Genomic DNA, 17,247 nt, shown 5'->3' on the forward strand with positions numbered 1-17,247 from the left:
CTTTGAAATGACTCATTTTTTTATTGACACTTTTTTAGTGAACAAAAAATCAATGAAATGGATCAAAAGGAGCAACCTCTCGACCATGCTCAAATTGACCAATACGTTCTATTTCCCATTGTAAAAGATGAGATGAATGTGCAAAAACACGCGCACGCACTGTTTCGCCCAATGCTTCAAGATCATATCCTGTTGCTTGCCCTGTATTAATCATAAAATTACAGTGCATTTCACTCATTTGAGCGCCTCCAATCCTTAAGCCACGACATCCTGCTTCATCAATCACGCGCCACGCGGATATATTCTCAGGATTTTTGAAAGTTGACCCCCCTGTCTTTTCACGAATAGGCTGCACTGTTTCTCTGTGGAGGGCCACTTCATCCATAGCAGCACGAATATCATCTTTATGACCAAGTTCTCCTTCCAATAAAGCAGCCGTAAAAATAAAATCTTTAGGAATATCACAATGACGATAGGAATAATGCATATCTTTCAAATTCAAAATATGGCGTTGTCCTTTACGATCCAACGCATAGACCTCAACAACACGCGCTGCAGTTTCAACACCATTCGCCCCCGCATTCATTTTGAGAGCCCCGCCAAGACCACCAGGAATACCATGATAAAAATGAAAACCTGCAATTTCTGCCTTTAAAGCAGCAGCAGCTAAATGTTTATCCGCCGTACCAGCACCAACCAAAAAACCTTTTGGAGAAACTTGCTGCACTTGCCCAAAGTTTTTGGGCAAAAGACGAATCACAACCCCAGGAACACCTCCATCACGCACTAGAAGATTAGAACCGATACCTACAATTGTTATAGGAATAGTTTCAGGCAAATTTTGCAGAAAGAGAGCCAAATCTTCTTCATCAATCGGCTGATAAAAAAGCTCTGCCAACCCACCCGTGCGAAACCATGTCACCTTACGCATCTCAACATTAGGAGTAAGTTTGCCTCTGACATCACCCAACAAAGGTTGCAATTGCACCAATAGCGCCTCACCATCAATGTGCTGAAAATTTATCATGACCATCAAGCCCCGACAAACGATGAGGCAACGCACAAGCCCATTGTGTGATATTGCCAGCACCAAGAAAAACAACATAATCCTCTGCCTGAGCAAATGATGAGACAAGAGACACAATATCTTCCAAATCATGGATCAAGCGCACATCACGATGCCCCGCCATTTTAATATGCTCTACCAATTCTTGCGAACCAAACCCTACGATAGGCTCTTCACCAGCCGCATAAACAGGGGCAATCAACACTGTATCGGCATCATTAAAACAAGCAGCAAAATCATCAAATAAATGATACAAACGCGAATAACGATGGGGTTGTGCAATTGCAATAACACGCCCTTTTGCACTCTCACGTGCTGCACGCAAAACAGCCTTTATTTCTATAGGGTGATGTCCATAATCATCAAATATTTCAATACCACGCCAACTTCCTGTTCGCGTAAAGCGCCGTTTTACGCCACCAAACTCCGCTAAACCCTTCTTTATCAATTCATTTGAAATACCAAGTTCATGCGCAATCGCTATCGCTGCTGTTGCATTGGCAACATTATGCTGTCCTGCCATGGGCAAAAGTAAATTTTTCAACTCAATCTTTCTTCCTGTCTTGCGTGAACGAATAAGAACATCAAAATATGTTTTTTGACCATTCATCGAAAGATTAAGAAAACGAACATCCGCTTGTGGATTGGCACCATAAGTAATCACCCAACGATCATCAATACGACCCGCCAATGATTGAACTTCTGGATGATCAAGGCACAAAACAGCAAAACCATAAAAAGGAACATTTTCTACGAATTGCCGAAAAGCTTCACGCACGGCATCAAAATTTCCATAATAATCCAAATGCTCAGCATCAATATTGGTAACAACAGCAATATCAGCAGGCAGTTTTAAAAATGTCCCATCGCTTTCATCAGCTTCAACGATCATCCAATCGCCCTCTCCTGTCCGAGAATTCGTCCCATAAGCATTAATAATACCACCATTAATCACCACTGGATCAAAACGGCCAGCATCAAGAAGCGCTGCAACCATTGATGTGGTCGTCGTTTTACCATGTGTACCACCCACCGCTATTGCACGCCGAAAGCGCATCAGCTCCGCTAGCATTTCTGCACGTCTGACAAGCGGCAAATGTCTCTCCTTTGCAGCAATATACTCAGGATTTGTTTTTTTAACGGCAGTCGAAAAAACAACAACCTCTGCATTCCCTAAATTTTCAGCACAATGACCGATATGAACATTAATTCCCTTTTTCCGCAAACGTTCAACATTGGCACTCTCAACTTGATCGGACCCTTGAACTTTATAGCCAAGATTATAAAAAACCTCTGCAATTCCACTCATGCCAATCCCTCCGATTCCGATAAAATGGATAACGCCTATATCAAGTGGCATTTTCATCAAAAAGCTCCTCTTTTATATCTGACAACAATCGCCCTGCAATTAAGGCTTCAGCCATATCAGCAAGGCAACGGGTCGCATGAGGTTGCCCAACTTTTTTTGCAGCAAGCGCTTGTTTTTCCAATAAATGGGGTGCACAACAAGCTTGCGTTAAAAGAGCAGAAAGTTTTTGTGCGCTTAAATCTTTTTCTAAGATAATTTGCGCGCCGCTCCCACGCGCAAGAAGAGCAGCATTGGCTGCCTGATCATGATCCAAAGCATGAGGATAGGGAATAAGCAAAGCAGGCCGACCAATGACTGCGATTTCACAAACCGATGATGCCCCAGCACGTGATAAAATGAAATGAGACCGCGCCATACGTTCAGCCATATCATCAAAAAAAGGAGCAACCTCTGCTTGAACGCCCATATCACGATAGGTTTTGATCAACTCTCCAGCTTCACCGCGAACTTGCTGCACAATTTGTAAGCGTTTACGATTTTTATCATCAAGTAAAGTAATAGCTTCTGGAACAATATGTGAAAAAGCAGAAGCCCCTTGGCTCCCCCCAAAAATCAAAAAATGAAATGGCTCATCACCTATAGAAGGCTGATAGGGAATTTCTGCCGCCTTCAGCACAGCTTCACGCACGGGATTCCCCGTCAAAAGCGTTTTATGCGCATAAGCACCCTGGAGTGACAACAAACCACCAGCGATTGCACGCACAAAAATTGCCAACACCCGATTAGCACGTCCCATAACAGCATTTTGCTCATGAATAAATGTTACACGCCGCATGAGAGCTGCAATAAAAAGAGGAGGAAAGGTCGGATAGCCCCCAAAACCACCCACAAGAACAGGGCGTAATTTATAAAACAACGCCAACGATTGCCGCATTCCCCTTAACACAGTCCAAAACATCTTTATCAGAGCAAAAGGATGATGCCTTGTAAATGTTGCTGAAGAAACAATATGTGTATGTTCTTCATCAAAGCTGCGTACAAAAGATCGCGCTCTTTCATCGGTTATCAAATGAACATCATATCCACGACGCCTTAATTCAACAGCAAGCGCTTCAGCAGGAAAAAGATGCCCGCCTGTACCACCCGCCACCAAAATAATAACTTTTTTATCATTCATGAAGGCGTATCCAAGAAAGAAGAAGAAAACGCAGAAAGGCGCGCTTCTGGCCAACGACGTGTTAAACTGAGCAAAATTCCCATTGAAAACGCAATCGCTATCATTGATGAACCACCATAAGAAATAAACGGCAATGTCATGCCTTTGGGAGGGATTAAGTGAAGATTAACAGCCATATTAATGGCTGATTGAAAACCAATCATCATGGCTATGCCTGTAATACCAAGACGCATAAAGGAATCACGTGTATTCATGGCGATATATAATGAACGCATAACGATAAAGCCAAAAAGCATCATAATTAACAAACAAAGGATAATACCATATTCTTCAGCAGCAACGGAAAATACAAAATCTGTATGGCTATCAGGAATGATACGTTTGACTGTTCCCTCTCCAGGACCTTGTCCAAACCACCCGCCATTCAAAATAGCCTCACGCCCCACATCCACTTGAAAAGTATCTCCTTCACCGGTCAAAAAACCATCGATACGCTCGCGCACATGATGGAGAAAAAAATAAGCGAGAATAATTCCTACAGCACCAAAAATGAGAAAGAAGAAAATAACCGTAAGAGGCACACCGGCAATAAAAAACAAACCACCCCATGTTGCACTTATTAAAAGTGTTTGGCCAATATCAGGCTGCAAAACCAGAAGCACACAACAAAGAGCATAAAGTACAATCGCTAACGTATAGCCCCCAATTCCCCTCCGCCGTATCTGTTCTGAAAAAAGCCAAGCGGACATAACCACAAAAGCTGGCTTCATAAACTCTGAAGCTTGTACAGAAAAACCAAAAAGCAAAATCCACCGCCGTGCTCCCTTTAATTCTGGCCCCCAAAATAAGGTTGCAACCATAAGAGCAAGCGTTACAATAAGCAAAAGAGCACATAGGCGACGAATATTGCGAAGCGAAAAAAAAGAAATGGTCACCATCACAAAAAATGCTGAAATGCTAAAAATGATATGCCAGCGAACAAAATAAAAACTATCAACAATTCCGATTTTTTTGGCAATAGTGGGGCTAGCAGCAAAAGACAGCATAATGCCAATCCCCATTAAAATTAAACAAGCTGCAAAGATAGAGCGATCAATCGTCCACCACCAATGAGCAATTGGGTCTCTATCTGCACGCGTAATCATTTATATCCACCTTATCTGTTTTATAATATAAATTGTCTTAAAATGATAAAGTTCCCTAACCTGTTTAACAAACACTTTATAAGCTAAATTACACAAAAAAAGATTCTGGAGTCTTAACACAAAAGTATTTTTTTCATACTTGATGCTTCTTTTTATGGTAACTGCTTCACCAAAGAGATAAATGCTTCACCCCGTACTTCATAATTTTTAAATTGGTCATAACTTGCACAAGCAGGCGACAAAAGAACCACCACCTCCTTTTTCGTACAACCCATGGCATCAATAGCGGCTTCACGCACCGCATTTTCCAAAGTTAAGCTCATAGAAAAGGGAAAAGAAGATCCAATAATATGCGCAAATTCTTCCGCTGCACTCCCAATCAAATAGGCTTTACGAATTTTAGGAAAAAATTCTCTAAGAGACTCAATTCCTCCCTTTTTTGCTAATCCCCCAACAATCCAAAAAATATCATTAAAGGCGCAAAGTGCAGGCGCTGTTGCCTCTGCATTCGTCGCCTTGCTATCATTGATAAACAAAACCGCCCCCATTTGACGTACCTGCTGCATACGATGGGGTAATCCTTTATAGCTTGCTAAATGCTTGTTTATACAAGAATCGGTTATTTTTAAAGCCTGCAACGTTGCCAAGGCCATAAGAGCATTTTGCGCATTATGACCTCCACGCAAAGCAGCCATAAAAGCAAGATCTGCAAGCATATGTCGCTGTCCTTGACGAACCGAAAAGAGCTTTGTCCCCTCTGCATAAAAACCATTTTCAACAAAATGATCCTTGGAAATGGCCTCAATTTGATGCCCCTCATGAAGCAACCGTTGATACAACATCTCACAAGCTTCATCATCAACTGAAATAAAAGCCTGAGAAGCCTGAGCAATCAGATGCCTTTTGGTTTGCACATAATGCGCAAAACTGCCATGACGATCAATATGATCAGGTGTCAAATTCAATAAAAGCCCAACAGTTGGTTGAAGAGAGGGCGTAAGATCAATTTGAAATGATGAACATTCAATCACATAGATACGTTTTTTAACAAAGGGCTTAAGCGTCAATATCGCCTGTCCAATATTTCCCCCCATTTGCACATCATAACCCATTTTTTCCAACAAATGGGTAAGCAAAGCCGTTGTTGTGGACTTTCCATTCGTCCCCGTAATCGCAATGAAAGGAACATCCTCATCACAAAAACCATAATGCTGTAAAAAATGATGGCGCGCACGAACAAACAGTTCAATATCACCGATAATTTCTATATTTGCTTGACGTGCTTTTTCAACGACCCAATGGGGTTGCGGATAATTTAAAGGAACACCAGGTGCGAGAATTAAGGCAACAAATTCTGACCAATCCTCATCATGAAGATCTCTTGTTGGAATATTTTGCCGAAAAGCTTCTTGCACGCTTGCAGGATTATCATCCCATGCCACCACTTCTGCACCACCACGCATCAATGCTTGTGCCGTCGCTAATCCAGACTTGCCTAATCCAAACAGAGCAACTTTTTTCCCCTTATAACATGCAACAGAAATCAAAATCTCACCGCAATTTAAGTGTTGAAAGACCAATGAGAGCAAGAACAATTGAAATAATCCAAAAGCGTATCACCACTTGGCTTTCAGTCCAGCCTTTTTTCTCAAAATGGTGATGGATCGGTGCCATAAGAAACACACGTTTTTTTGTCAATTTGAAATAACCAACCTGAATAACGACCGAAAAAGCTTCCACAACAAAAAGCCCTCCAATAAGAGCTAAAACAATTTCGTGCTTCGTAGCAACCGCAACAGTCCCCAATAATCCTCCAAGAGCCAACGAGCCGGTATCTCCCATAAAAATAGCTGCAGGCGGTGCATTAAACCATAAAAAGCCAAGCCCTGCTCCAACAACAGCGCCCAATAAAACAGCCAATTCACCGGTTCCCGATACATAGTGTATTTGCAGATAATCAGCAAAATTCATATTGCCACAAAGATAAGCAATCAGAGCAAAAGATAAGGCGGCCACCATCACAGGAACAATAGCCAGCCCATCAAGTCCATCCGTCACATTAACCGCATTCCCCGTCGCGACAATGACAAAAGCAGAAAAAGGAATAAAAAACCAGCCCAAATTGATAAGATAATCTTTCAAAAAAGGTAAAGCAAACCCAGATGAGCCAATTTGCAAGATAACAAAAGCAGCAATTGCGGCAACAACAAACTCCAAGCTTAACCGTGCTTTCCCAGAAAATCCTTTCTCTGTTTGTTTTGTGACCTTAAGATAATCGTCATAAAATCCAATGGCTCCAAAAGAAAGCATAACCAAGAACGATACCCAAAAGTAAATATTCGATAAATTACACCACAAAAATGCCGATACCACAATGCCAGTCAAAATCATTAATCCACCCATTGTAGGTGTTCCAGCCTTTTTAAAATGCGTTTGAGGACCATCGGCACGAATGGGTTGCCCTTTGCCTTGCCGCAATTTAAGAGATGCAATAATGCTAGGTCCAAACAAAAACACAATGAGCCCCGATGTCAGCATCGCTGCTATCGTGCGAAAGGTAATGTAACGGAAAACATTCACACCTGGAAGCCAATCACTAAATGAAGAAAAAAACAGCATCATGATACAAAAAAACCTCTTAAAACTAGGAAGAAACCACTTTATAGCGATCAAGCAATGCCGTCACAATATTTGATGAACAAAGACTATTGGATGATTTAATCATCAAGAGATCCCCAGGAGAAATTTCTGTCAAAAGAAGCGGTAAAATTTTCTCAACATTTTCAGCATAATGAACCTTAACATCAGCCGATAAATCACTGATTAAAGATTTCATCGCTTCACCAAATAAAAAAACGGGATTAGCACCAGAAAGACGTATAGGCTTTATTAAATCACGATGAAGCTTTTCACTATAGGCTCCTAACTCTAGCATATCTCCTAAAACAGCAATTCGCCGCCCCCCTTCCCCAATAGGTCCTGTCGCAAGAAGCTCAAGAGCAGCCCGCATAGATGCGGGATTAGCATTATAGCTTTCATCAATGAGATAAAATTTGCCCCCTTTCGATAAAGACAACCGATAACAAATGCCCCGCCCTTTTTGAGAAGAAAAATGGCTCAAAGAAAGCAAAACAGGCTCTAAATCAACCCCCATAGCATCACAAACCGCAAGAACCCCTAAGCTATTTTGCACGATATGGCGTCCAGGAGCACCAATTTGGACCTTCCTATCCTGTCCTCCAATAGGCACCATCATAGAAGAACGATCGCTTAAAAGACGTATATCCCGCGCTTGATAATCAGCATTTTCAGCCTCACCAAAGCTTAAGATCTTTTTTACACCGCATTGCTTTGCTTTTTGAACAAGATAAGAAAAAAAAGCACTGTCCGCATTTAAAATGGCAATGCCTTCCTCATCCAATCCTTCAAAAATTTCAGCTTTTGCCTCTGCTATTTCTTCAAGATCTTTGAAAAAACCCATATGCCCTGCACAAATATGCGTAATGAGAGCAATATGCGGACAAACCAATTTGACCAACGGGCGAATTTCACCCTTATGATTCATGCCAATTTCAAAGATACCAAAATCACTCTCCATCGGCATTCGCGCTAAAGTAAGTGGAACCCCCCAACAATTGTTTAAAGAAGCAAGATTCGCATGAACGTTCCCAGCCGTTGCAAGAACTTGTTTCAAAGCTTCTTTTGTTGTTGTTTTTCCCACCGATCCTGTTATCGCGATAATTTTAGCTCTTGAACGTTTGCGTGCAGCTTTCCCAAGTTTTTCTAGAGCTTGCAAAACATCAGGAACAACAATGAGTGGAGCCGATATCTTTTCCATATCAGCCAAACGATGTTCGGCAACAATCAGAACACCTGCACCTTGTGCATAAGCTTGCGCAGCAAAATCATGACCATCAAGATGATGCCCCTTAATGCAGAAAAAAATATCGCCTTCTGTAAGAGTACGACTATCAATGGAAACCCCAGGAAAAATTTCAGGCAAGCTTCCCATGACAACCCCATCAACGGCCGCAACAAGTGCTTGTTTATCCCATAAAGCTGTCATCTCTTTTGGCCCTCTAGAGCTTCTATCGCTTTCAGACGATCTGAAAAAGGATACGTTATCTGCCCTATAATTTGGCCATCTTCATGACCTTTTCCAGCAATGATGAGTGTATCACCAGCTTTCAAAAGCCCCACTGCGTAAGAAATAGCTTCACCACGATCTGCTATCTCTATGGCTGTTGGTACCGCCTGTAAAATATCCTTGCGTATTTTTTCTGGTATTTCTGTGCGCGGATTATCATCGGTTATAATAACAATATCTGCTTTATCCGCTGCAATCTTTCCCATCAAAGCTCTCTTTCCTTGATCTCGATCTCCTCCACAACCAAAAATGACAACCAAACGCCCTTGCGTAAAGGGACGAACAGAAAGCAAAACTTGCTCCAAAGCTTCTGGTTTATGCGCATAATCAATGTAAACAGGCGCATTATTTTCTGTCTTTCCAACAAGCTCTAACCGACCAGGAGCCCCCTGCAAAGTTTCAAGCGCAGAAAAAACCTTATCAGGAGAGACACCCGTTGCAATGGCCAGTCCTGCCGCCACAAACGCATTGGCCACTTGAAAATCTCCAGCTAAAGGCAAATCAAATGTATAAATCTTATTTTCCACACGACACTCAATACACTGTTTTGAACGCTGATGTTCAACACGATTAATTGTGATAAATTGCCCCTTACGACCAATTGTCAAGACATGGCGGCGCGCTTTTCTAACAGCATCAATAACCTTTTGTGAATAGATATCATCAGCAAAAATCACAGCAGGAGCAGAAATAGGCAATAGTGTATCAAATAACCTCATTTTAGCCCGTAAATAATCCTCTACGCATCTGTGATAATCCATGTGATCTCGCCCTAAATTGGTAAAGGCCCCAGCCGTTAAACGAACGCCATCAAGACGTGCTTGATCAAGCCCATGTGAAGAAGCTTCAAGAGCTGCATGGGTCACCCCTTCATGAGAAATTTCACAAAGAAGACGGTGTAAGACAACCGGATCAGGTGTTGTAAGAGAAGCATAATCATTCCGGTGAGGCGAAATAACACCAACCGTTCCTATACTCGCAGCACACAATCCAACATGAGTCCAAATTTGCCGAATAAAAGAGACAACAGATGTTTTGCCACTTGTCCCTGTTACAGCAACAACCGTTTCAGGCTGAGAACCGTAAAAACGTGCAGCGGCCAACGCGAGACTATGACGAATATTAGCAACACGTAAAATTGGAACAGATAAATTCTCAAGAACAGCTTGACAATCAGTAACAATTGCGTGTGCACCACGCTTTATTGCATCATGGATATAGTGCCTTCCATCCCCTTGTTTTCCTTGAACAGCGACAAAAACATAACCTGGTAAGATTTGCCGAGAATCTGCACTAATTCCTGTTATTTCCATTGAAGAAAGATTCTGATCTTCAAGAGATTCTGTAAAAACTGTTCCAAACAACATAACGACGCACCTTTATCTTCATTTTACCGTTGTTTAACGAAATTTGAATGGCTCTCTTTACTTAAAAGAGGCTCATATTCTTTTTTAAAATCGGGCTTTACACCAAGAAAACTTGCTGAGCGACGAATAATATTAGCAAGTATTGGTGCAGCATTCATCCCTGCTGTTGCGGAACTTTTTCCCTCCTCTGGCTTAGGTTCATCAATAATTGTTAAAACAACATAAGAAGGATCATCAATCGGAAAAGCAGCCAGAAAACTATTGAAATTTTTTGTTTTAGAATATTTTCCATTTTCAACTTTCTCAGCTGTTCCTGTCTTTCCACCCACCCGATAGCCTTCCACTTTTGCATTACGTCCAGAACCAATATCACTATTTAATTGATAAAGGTAACGCATATTTTGACTTGTTTTGGCCTGTAAAACCTGTTTGGCGTGGTGCAAAGTTTGTTCTTTTGTCCGTTTTAAAAATGTAGGTGTAATCAACCAACCACCATTCATTAAAGCAGCAGCCCCAACGGCTGTTTGCAAAGGTGTTGTTGCCATGCCATGTCCAAAAGAAATTGTCATAGAATGAATATCCTTCCAATGATGGGGGACAATAGGATGGGCAACTTCTGGCAACTCTGTTGTAAGACGATCCAAAAGCCCCAATCTTTGCAAAAAACTACGATGTTTATCAATCCCTATCGTTAATGCCTCTTTAGCAGAACCAATGTTGGAAGAATAAATAAAAACCTCCCATAAAGTTAAGGGACGACTTTTTCCGTGAAAATCATGAATCGTATAGCCACTACTTGCTTTTATCGGCTTTGAAGCATCAATAATACTGTTTAAATGAAAAAGACCAGAATCAAGAGCCATAGCAGTCGTAAAACTTTTAATAATCGATCCCATTTCAAAAGCTCCAGCTGTCATTCGATTTAAACGATCACTTTTTAACGCTTCAGTAGGATTTTCGGGATCAAAATCTGGGAGTGATGCCAAAGCCAAAACTTCCCCCGTATGTATATTCAAAATAACAGCGCCTGCAGCAATTGCCTTATAACGCTTCATAGCTTGAATAAGTTCATCATGAACAATTGCCTGAACACGCACATCAATCGAAAGCTGAACTTGTTTTAATGACTCTTCCACGGCAAGACCAGCAGCACGCAGAGCACTCAACCCCGTATCATCAATATATTTTTCCATACCCGCAATGCCCTGATTATCCACATTGACCATGCCGAGAATATGGGAAGTTATAGGCCCATCAGGATAAAAACGACGAATCTCCGTCCGAAAACCAATGCCTGGAATACCAAGAGCCATAATCTGCGTCTTCTGCATGGGGGTTAATCCACGCTGTATCCAAGAAAAAGCTGTTTTTCTTTTTAAACGATTATAGGTTTCCTGCCAATTAAGATCAGATAAAACGGTTGAAAGCAATTCGATTGTTTCATCCACATCAATAATACGTCTTGGCTCAGCAAAAAGTGAATAAGTTTTAATATCTGTTGCCAATAAACGACCATTACGATCCACAATATCAGGCCGTGCCGTCAATTGAAGAACGCTTGGCCCCTTTGCTTCTTCGATCTGTCCACCTTCCAGTCCATAAGAAATCAAACAAGCGCCCATGATGCCATATAAAATTAAAAAACAGAACAACGAAAAAAGCAAACGGGGACGGCTAGAAGAAGAACCACGAATAGAAACATTATGATGATTCAACGAATTCTTTAAACGCTTTTTCTTCTGTGAAAATAAAAAGGTCGATTTCATCGCCGTGCGCCTTTTTGAACAACGCCTTTGACCTGAGAAGCCCGATTATTTGCCAAAATATCCTGATTATCTTCCAAGATATTTTGTTTAATCACTTCTTCAATTGGATCATGTACCCGTACCGGAATATCTTTAAACTCCACAATTTGACGTGGCTGTATAATCTCTAACCCAAGTTCTTTTTGATAACGTTTTGCAAGTTTTTGCATGCGTGAAGGCTTTATCATCACAGCCCATTCTGCATAAAGCAAACGCACCGTATTTTTTGCTGCTGCAATTTCATGCTCAAGATGACGAACCTCGCTCATTCGTTTTTGAACATCATATTTTACCTTATAAGTAAGCCCTGCCATACAAATCATAATCATCACTAAAATCATATCAAATGTACGGAAAACTGTCATTTCTTGCCACCTTCAAAACTGGCAATTTCTGCTAAACCAAAAAATTTCATATCTTCCCCAAGAGCCTCCGCATCAGTCCGCACCCCTATACGCAATCTTGCAGAACGTGAACGAGGATTTTGTTGTAACTCCTCTTTATTTGCCGTTATTCCCCCTTTAAACAAAGGGAAAAATGTTTCTGGAGAATGCTTTATTTCAGGCAAATAACGTGATCTCATACACTCTCCAGAACGTGCTGAAAAAAATCTTTTAACCATACGATCTTCAAGAGAATGAAAACTGACAACCCCCAAACGGCCTCCTGCTTTTAAAACGCGTTCAGCAGCAAATAAACCACGCGCTAATTCACCAATTTCATCATTAACATAGATACGAAGAGCCTGAAATACACGTGTTGCAGGATGAATACGATCCCCTGGCTTACGCCCTACCAAGGCTTCGATGGCATAAGCCAAATCACCTGTTCGCAAAAAAGGTTGAACAACACGACGCTTTTCAATCATCCGTGCAATGCGCCCTGCATAACGCTCTTCTCCTAATATCTTAAAAATACGCGCTAAATCCCTCGTCTTTAAATGATTGACAACATCGCTGGCTGTAAAACCCGTCTGAGCCATTCGCATATCCAATGGACCATCTTTTTGAAAAGAAAAACCTCTTTCTGCTTCATCAAGCTGCATTGAAGAGACGCCAATATCCAAAATAACCGCATCCACCTTCTCTTCAACGACACAATCGAGCTGTGAAAATTCCATATGAATCAAACGAAGCCGTGGAAAAAACTCATCAACAAGGGCTTGTCCCGCACTAATAGCATGAGGATCACGATCAAGAGCAATCACCTGTGCCCCTGCCTCTAACAAAGCACGCGTATAACCACCAGCACCAAAGGTGCCATCAATCACTTTTGCTCCAACCAATGGCATAAGCCCAGCCAAAACTGGTTGCAACAACACTGGAATATGGCGTTCAGCTCTTTGATCCTGTTTTGTCAAAATAATCCGTCTTGAAGTTATGCTGTTTCAAATCAACAGCTCTCTCATAGCAACCGATATCAGAATAACCCAAGCCTCAACCTTCATATTAATCACAATGAATAAAAAAAGCTAACGTTATCCCAAGACACATCCTAACGCATTATACTTAAAGAAATGTTATAATTTTTTAAAACGCTCTTTATTCAAATGTCCATTTCAAACACAGACTCTATAAAAGCCCATATGCCATTGATTTTATAAAAAATCGTGCAGCATCATAAAATATCAGTCGGCCTATAAGCCGGGTTCTGTATAGTAAAGCTTATGCTTTACATGGCAACCATTCATCTAGGACGGATGTTACCATCCGCCTCATGCAACCTACCCGAATGACTCGCCCGGAAATCGGCTGCAAATAAAATCTTGCACGTCATTTCTATTTGGTCTTGCTCCCGGTGGGGTTTACCTTGCCACATTCATTACTGAATGCGCGGTGGGCTCTTACTCCACCCTTTCACCCTTACCTATAAAAATAGGCGGTTTACTTTCTGTGGCACTTTCCCTAGGGTCACCCCCGCCGGGTGTTACCCGGCACCGTCTTTCCATGGAGCCCGGACTTTCCTCACTTGCCGCTTTTCAGCATTGGACAAGCGCGGTTGCCCAGCCGACTGACGCATTAACTTATAAAACACTTTCTGCTTCGTGAAAATAGCATCTTAAAATATTTTATAGCCAATCTCTTTTAAAAAACGTTTTCATTTTAAAGAAGCAAGATACGTTTTTACTTTTTTGCAATATTTTGCTGAAATGGAATTCATTTTTTTTGCAGCATGACCTGCGTTATATTTAAGGATTGTACCACACGTACTTCCACCACTGAGTTTATAGGCCCGTGCCAAATAACGCATACCATATTCAAGATTGGTCGCAGGATCATACAAATCTTGTACAGAACCACTAAAGCCCAAGCCTCGTGCCGTTGAGGGTTTAATTTGCATCAAACCTATTTCTCCTGCTGCCCCTTTTATACGTGCTTTATAATTACTTTCAACTTTTACAACAGCATGCGCTAAATTAACCGGAACATTATACTTATTTGCGAGTTTCCGAATAAGAAACTCATAAGGACGAGCTGGTGTCTTAGAAGCAACAATCCCTGAGCCTTCTTTTGATTCTGCAATATTTAAAACACTATGAGCCCAACTGATACCAAATACAAAAAATACAGCATATGCTGTATTTAACAAGATTTTCAAAAATTGCATTTTCTTTCTCTTCACAACATTCTAAAATTCTATCCACAAATAATTTTCAGGCGTATTGTACAAAAAAAGAAAGCAAAAGAACGACTTAAAAAAGGAAATACTAAGACCATTTCAAGATAAAATTCTGCTATAAAAGAAAATCTCTTTATGCACAAGTTATAGATTGCTCTATATCATAAAATAAAAAAAATAAAGAGACTATAGCTAATCTTATAGCATATTCAATAAAATGATATACTCTATCTATTTATTTTATTGATGTTGTATAAATCATTTTATAGTACAAAAATAGCAATTTAAAGAGACATAATATTTTTTTTACAAACGATAATTAAACTCTTTATTAAGCTCAATTTCACAAAGCAATTAGAGACAAAACCATCCTGCTCTTTACTTATTCAAAATATTACAATAGCCTTTGGCATTTGAAATGATTCAAAAAAGTTTTTTTACTTCTTTCTAAAAAGAGTTTTATCCTCCAAAAATCCCCCGCTTATTTTGGCAAAAAACCTGATTTTGATTGCTTTAACAGATTGAAAACGAGAGAATTTCACAATATTTGAGATGGTCACTTCGCATGTAAAATGATCAATGACCGCTATAAAATAATATTCCTCTTATTCCTACAACAAAGCCTAACGGTTATTTCCGTCTGCTTTTTAAAATTCTCGAAAATGCAATCGCACAAAACTTTTTGAAAGAAAATGGATCTCTCATCCTCCTCTAAATATTTTTTTCTTGATCCCAGATTAATATCTTATCAGCCTTGCGCCTCATCTTCAGAAGTCATACAAATGAATAAATATCCTAAAATCCGCAAGAAAAAAGGAAGCTCAAACCTTTTGAGAGTTTCAAACAAAAAATAACTGGCATATAAAATGCATTTAATATGTTTTGTTACAGAAATTCATGCTTTTTCTTTTCTACAAATGAGCGCTCTCTAATTATTCGCACCCTTTATGAAAATATTGTCTTGATTTGAGCTGTTTTTTATTCTTTTTATCATTGTAGGCATTAATAATGCAGTTAACTTGAAACGCTCTCGGTGAGCTTGTAATCACTCCTATCATGATTGTAACATCACCGGGATGCTCTCACTTCTTATTTTTTGAATAAGATAGATCTTACTCATTACCTGACAAATTGACCACCTTCTTGCTTTTCAAAACTTCATGAAAAACTACGCCCCTTAAAATCAAACCCATAAAGCGCGATTAAAAAAATAACTAAAAATAAGTATTCACAATGGAAGGACGAGAAATCGCTTTTGAGAGAGCCATAGCAACAGTTTCTCCAAACTTGTGAGCCTGTTCAAGACTCTGGCCATTTTCAGAAGCAAATAAAATCGCATCGCGACGCACTTTCTCAATAAACAGCTCTTGCTGCTGAGGACGCATCTTAGAAAGATGCATGATAATATCTGGAAAAGAAATAAGCACTCTCTCAAGCAACAACTCTTCTGTTACATCAATTTGCTGAGAATAAGAAAAAGAGCGATCGGAAAAAAATCTATAAACAGCAACATTCCGAGAAGCAAAAAGGCTAGCGCCAAAAATAAAAAACACAAATAAAATAAAAATAATACGACGCCAAAAAAATCCCATTTTCTTTTCCCTAAAGAACACAGAATATAAATACAGAATTCCTTTATAGCATTCAACGCTTTCTTAATAAAGAGAAATTCTTATCATTGAAAATAAATACGCTAATATTATTAACCAGTTAGCAGCCATAACCACCCTATATCCTATATATTTAGAGACCATAGGCTACACAATAATAGACCACGCACCTTTTTCCTAAGAACAACTTACAAACAGATCCTAAAAACAACTACAAAAAAACCTGACTGAGGTTTTCCTCAGTCAGGCCAGACAATCTAGGGGATCCACGCGGGGGGGGGGGGAGGAGGTTCCCCGATCGTCCTCTCACATCGACCACTAAGATAGCCGATGCAATATTCTTGCTATGGAATAAAATGCTCTAAACAACAAGAAATTCTTATCATCTTCTACACAAAAAAACATAAAATAATTATAAATTTCTTAAAAAAGGTAAAATTTAGGCAAAAAAAATTTAAAATGACCCATTTTGAAGCAATTTTATTTCGACAAGCATCAATCAGAATCTAAAGTCATGACAATTTTTATAATATTTTCTTTCACAACTCTGGTGATCACAATTAAAAAACAAGCAATTTGTACATATTCACCCTATAAAAAAGTGAATCAGCAGAATCACTTATTCAACAGCAATCACCGCAAAAGAGAAACTTATTCTTTAAATCTTATACAATAACTGCAGAAATATCTGTTCAAAAGAACAGATGAATTATTTAAATAAAAACAATAAACTAGAGGAAAAATCTTATCTATCTTTGTGATAAATTTCTGAAAATGATCATTTAAAAATATTGTCAAATCCTTATGCAACAACATCAATAAAGAATTTAAACAGCTTACGAAAAAACAAAAACTCTGAAGATTTTTGTTTCGAATCATATCCTATAATCATTCCCAATAACGATAAATTATCGTACAATAACCAATCACCCCCTATTGCGTTCTCATAACAAAACGATGAGGACAGATATTCCCTTTTAATCTTTACCCCTTAAACTGCCT

Annotated in this window: 13 protein-coding genes and 1 other RNA gene; all 14 read right to left on the bottom strand. The window is 39.8% G+C overall.

Annotated features, from left to right (window positions below; genetic code table 11):
* Positions 1-49: 49 nt before the first annotated feature.
* The 14 genes from murB to FNZ60_RS04780 all read right to left on the bottom strand — a co-directional run bounded on the left by murB (position 50) and on the right by FNZ60_RS04780 (position 16,227).
* Positions 50-1,027 (bottom strand): UDP-N-acetylmuramate dehydrogenase, encoded by a 978-nt coding sequence (gene murB / locus FNZ60_RS04715; RefSeq protein ID WP_142416525.1) that lies wholly within the window; start codon positions 1,025-1,027, stop codon positions 50-52.
* Positions 1,005-2,432, bottom strand: a complete 1,428-nt coding sequence (gene murC / locus FNZ60_RS04720) for a UDP-N-acetylmuramate--L-alanine ligase (RefSeq protein WP_142416526.1) — start codon at positions 2,430-2,432, stop codon at positions 1,005-1,007. Before murC ends, murB begins: the two co-directional genes overlap by 23 nt.
* On the bottom strand, positions 2,416-3,552 hold the full coding sequence (gene murG, locus FNZ60_RS04725) for an undecaprenyldiphospho-muramoylpentapeptide beta-N-acetylglucosaminyltransferase (protein ID WP_142416527.1): 1,137 nt from the start codon (positions 3,550-3,552) through the stop codon (positions 2,416-2,418). The genes murC and murG overlap by 17 nt, the downstream gene beginning before the upstream one ends.
* Positions 3,549-4,697 (bottom strand): FtsW/RodA/SpoVE family cell cycle protein, encoded by a 1,149-nt coding sequence (locus tag FNZ60_RS04730; RefSeq protein ID WP_142416528.1) that lies wholly within the window; start codon positions 4,695-4,697, stop codon positions 3,549-3,551. The genes murG and FNZ60_RS04730 overlap by 4 nt, the downstream gene beginning before the upstream one ends.
* A gap of 152 nt (positions 4,698-4,849) precedes the next feature.
* The gene (gene murD / locus FNZ60_RS04735; protein WP_142416529.1) at positions 4,850-6,244 is read right to left on the bottom strand and encodes a UDP-N-acetylmuramoyl-L-alanine--D-glutamate ligase; all 1,395 of its coding nucleotides are present in this window, start codon (positions 6,242-6,244) and stop codon (positions 4,850-4,852) included.
* 4 nt (positions 6,245-6,248) lie between these two features.
* Positions 6,249-7,319, bottom strand: coding sequence for a phospho-N-acetylmuramoyl-pentapeptide-transferase (mraY, locus tag FNZ60_RS04740; RefSeq protein ID WP_142416530.1), 1,071 nt, complete (start codon positions 7,317-7,319; stop codon positions 6,249-6,251).
* Positions 7,320-7,341: 22 nt separating this feature from the next.
* Positions 7,342-8,763 carry a UDP-N-acetylmuramoylalanyl-D-glutamyl-2,6-diaminopimelate--D-alanyl-D-alanine ligase gene (locus FNZ60_RS04745; protein ID WP_142416531.1) on the bottom strand — a complete coding sequence of 474 codons (1,422 nt, stop codon included), beginning with the start codon at positions 8,761-8,763 and terminating at the stop codon, positions 7,342-7,344.
* The gene (locus tag FNZ60_RS04750) at positions 8,760-10,211 is read right to left on the bottom strand and encodes a UDP-N-acetylmuramoyl-L-alanyl-D-glutamate--2,6-diaminopimelate ligase (protein ID WP_142416532.1); all 1,452 of its coding nucleotides are present in this window, start codon (positions 10,209-10,211) and stop codon (positions 8,760-8,762) included. Before FNZ60_RS04750 ends, FNZ60_RS04745 begins: the two co-directional genes overlap by 4 nt.
* Positions 10,212-10,234: 23 nt before the next feature.
* On the bottom strand, positions 10,235-11,977 hold the full coding sequence (locus tag FNZ60_RS04755) for a peptidoglycan D,D-transpeptidase FtsI family protein (RefSeq protein WP_142416533.1): 1,743 nt from the start codon (positions 11,975-11,977) through the stop codon (positions 10,235-10,237).
* On the bottom strand, positions 11,974-12,381 hold the full coding sequence (gene ftsL / locus FNZ60_RS04760; protein ID WP_142416534.1) for a cell division protein FtsL: 408 nt from the start codon (positions 12,379-12,381) through the stop codon (positions 11,974-11,976). The genes FNZ60_RS04755 and ftsL overlap by 4 nt, the downstream gene beginning before the upstream one ends.
* A complete protein-coding gene (rsmH, locus tag FNZ60_RS04765) occupies positions 12,378-13,376 on the bottom strand; it encodes a 16S rRNA (cytosine(1402)-N(4))-methyltransferase RsmH (protein ID WP_142416535.1) in 999 nt (332 codons plus the stop codon). The genes ftsL and rsmH overlap by 4 nt, the downstream gene beginning before the upstream one ends.
* A 263-nt stretch (positions 13,377-13,639) precedes the next feature.
* Positions 13,640-14,030, bottom strand: an RNA gene (rnpB, locus tag FNZ60_RS04770) — RNase P RNA component class A.
* Positions 14,031-14,113: 83 nt separating this feature from the next.
* Complete coding sequence (locus tag FNZ60_RS04775; protein ID WP_142416536.1) at positions 14,114-14,623, bottom strand: lytic transglycosylase domain-containing protein; 510 nt, start codon at positions 14,621-14,623, stop codon at positions 14,114-14,116.
* A 1,226-nt stretch (positions 14,624-15,849) separates the two neighbouring features.
* Entirely contained in the window at positions 15,850-16,227 is a 378-nt protein-coding gene (locus tag FNZ60_RS04780) for a hypothetical protein (protein ID WP_142416537.1), read from the bottom strand.
* Between the last annotated feature and the right edge of the window lie 1,020 nt (positions 16,228-17,247).

The organism is Bartonella massiliensis, assembly GCF_902150025.1.
Taxonomy (GTDB): Bacteria; Pseudomonadota; Alphaproteobacteria; order Rhizobiales; family Rhizobiaceae; genus Bartonella; species Bartonella massiliensis.

What these genes read in the sequence shown, in the direction of transcription:
- murB (WP_142416525.1), bottom strand. Translation starts at nt 1,027, where the DNA reads ATGATAAATTTTCAGCACATTGATGGTGAGGCGCTATTGGTGCAATTG.
- murC (WP_142416526.1), bottom strand. Translation starts at nt 2,432, where the DNA reads ATGAAAATGCCACTTGATATAGGCGTTATCCATTTTATCGGAATCGGA.
- murG (WP_142416527.1), bottom strand. Translation starts at nt 3,552, where the DNA reads ATGAATGATAAAAAAGTTATTATTTTGGTGGCGGGTGGTACAGGCGGG.
- FNZ60_RS04730 (WP_142416528.1), bottom strand. Translation starts at nt 4,697, where the DNA reads ATGATTACGCGTGCAGATAGAGACCCAATTGCTCATTGGTGGTGGACG.
- mraY (WP_142416530.1), bottom strand. Translation starts at nt 7,319, where the DNA reads ATGATGCTGTTTTTTTCTTCATTTAGTGATTGGCTTCCAGGTGTGAAT.
- FNZ60_RS04745 (WP_142416531.1), bottom strand. Translation starts at nt 8,763, where the DNA reads ATGACAGCTTTATGGGATAAACAAGCACTTGTTGCGGCCGTTGATGGG.
- FNZ60_RS04750 (WP_142416532.1), bottom strand. Translation starts at nt 10,211, where the DNA reads ATGTTGTTTGGAACAGTTTTTACAGAATCTCTTGAAGATCAGAATCTT.
- FNZ60_RS04755 (WP_142416533.1), bottom strand. Translation starts at nt 11,977, where the DNA reads ATGAAATCGACCTTTTTATTTTCACAGAAGAAAAAGCGTTTAAAGAAT.
- ftsL (WP_142416534.1), bottom strand. Translation starts at nt 12,381, where the DNA reads ATGACAGTTTTCCGTACATTTGATATGATTTTAGTGATGATTATGATT.
- FNZ60_RS04775 (WP_142416536.1), bottom strand. Translation starts at nt 14,623, where the DNA reads ATGCAATTTTTGAAAATCTTGTTAAATACAGCATATGCTGTATTTTTT.
- FNZ60_RS04780 (WP_142416537.1), bottom strand. Translation starts at nt 16,227, where the DNA reads ATGGGATTTTTTTGGCGTCGTATTATTTTTATTTTATTTGTGTTTTTT.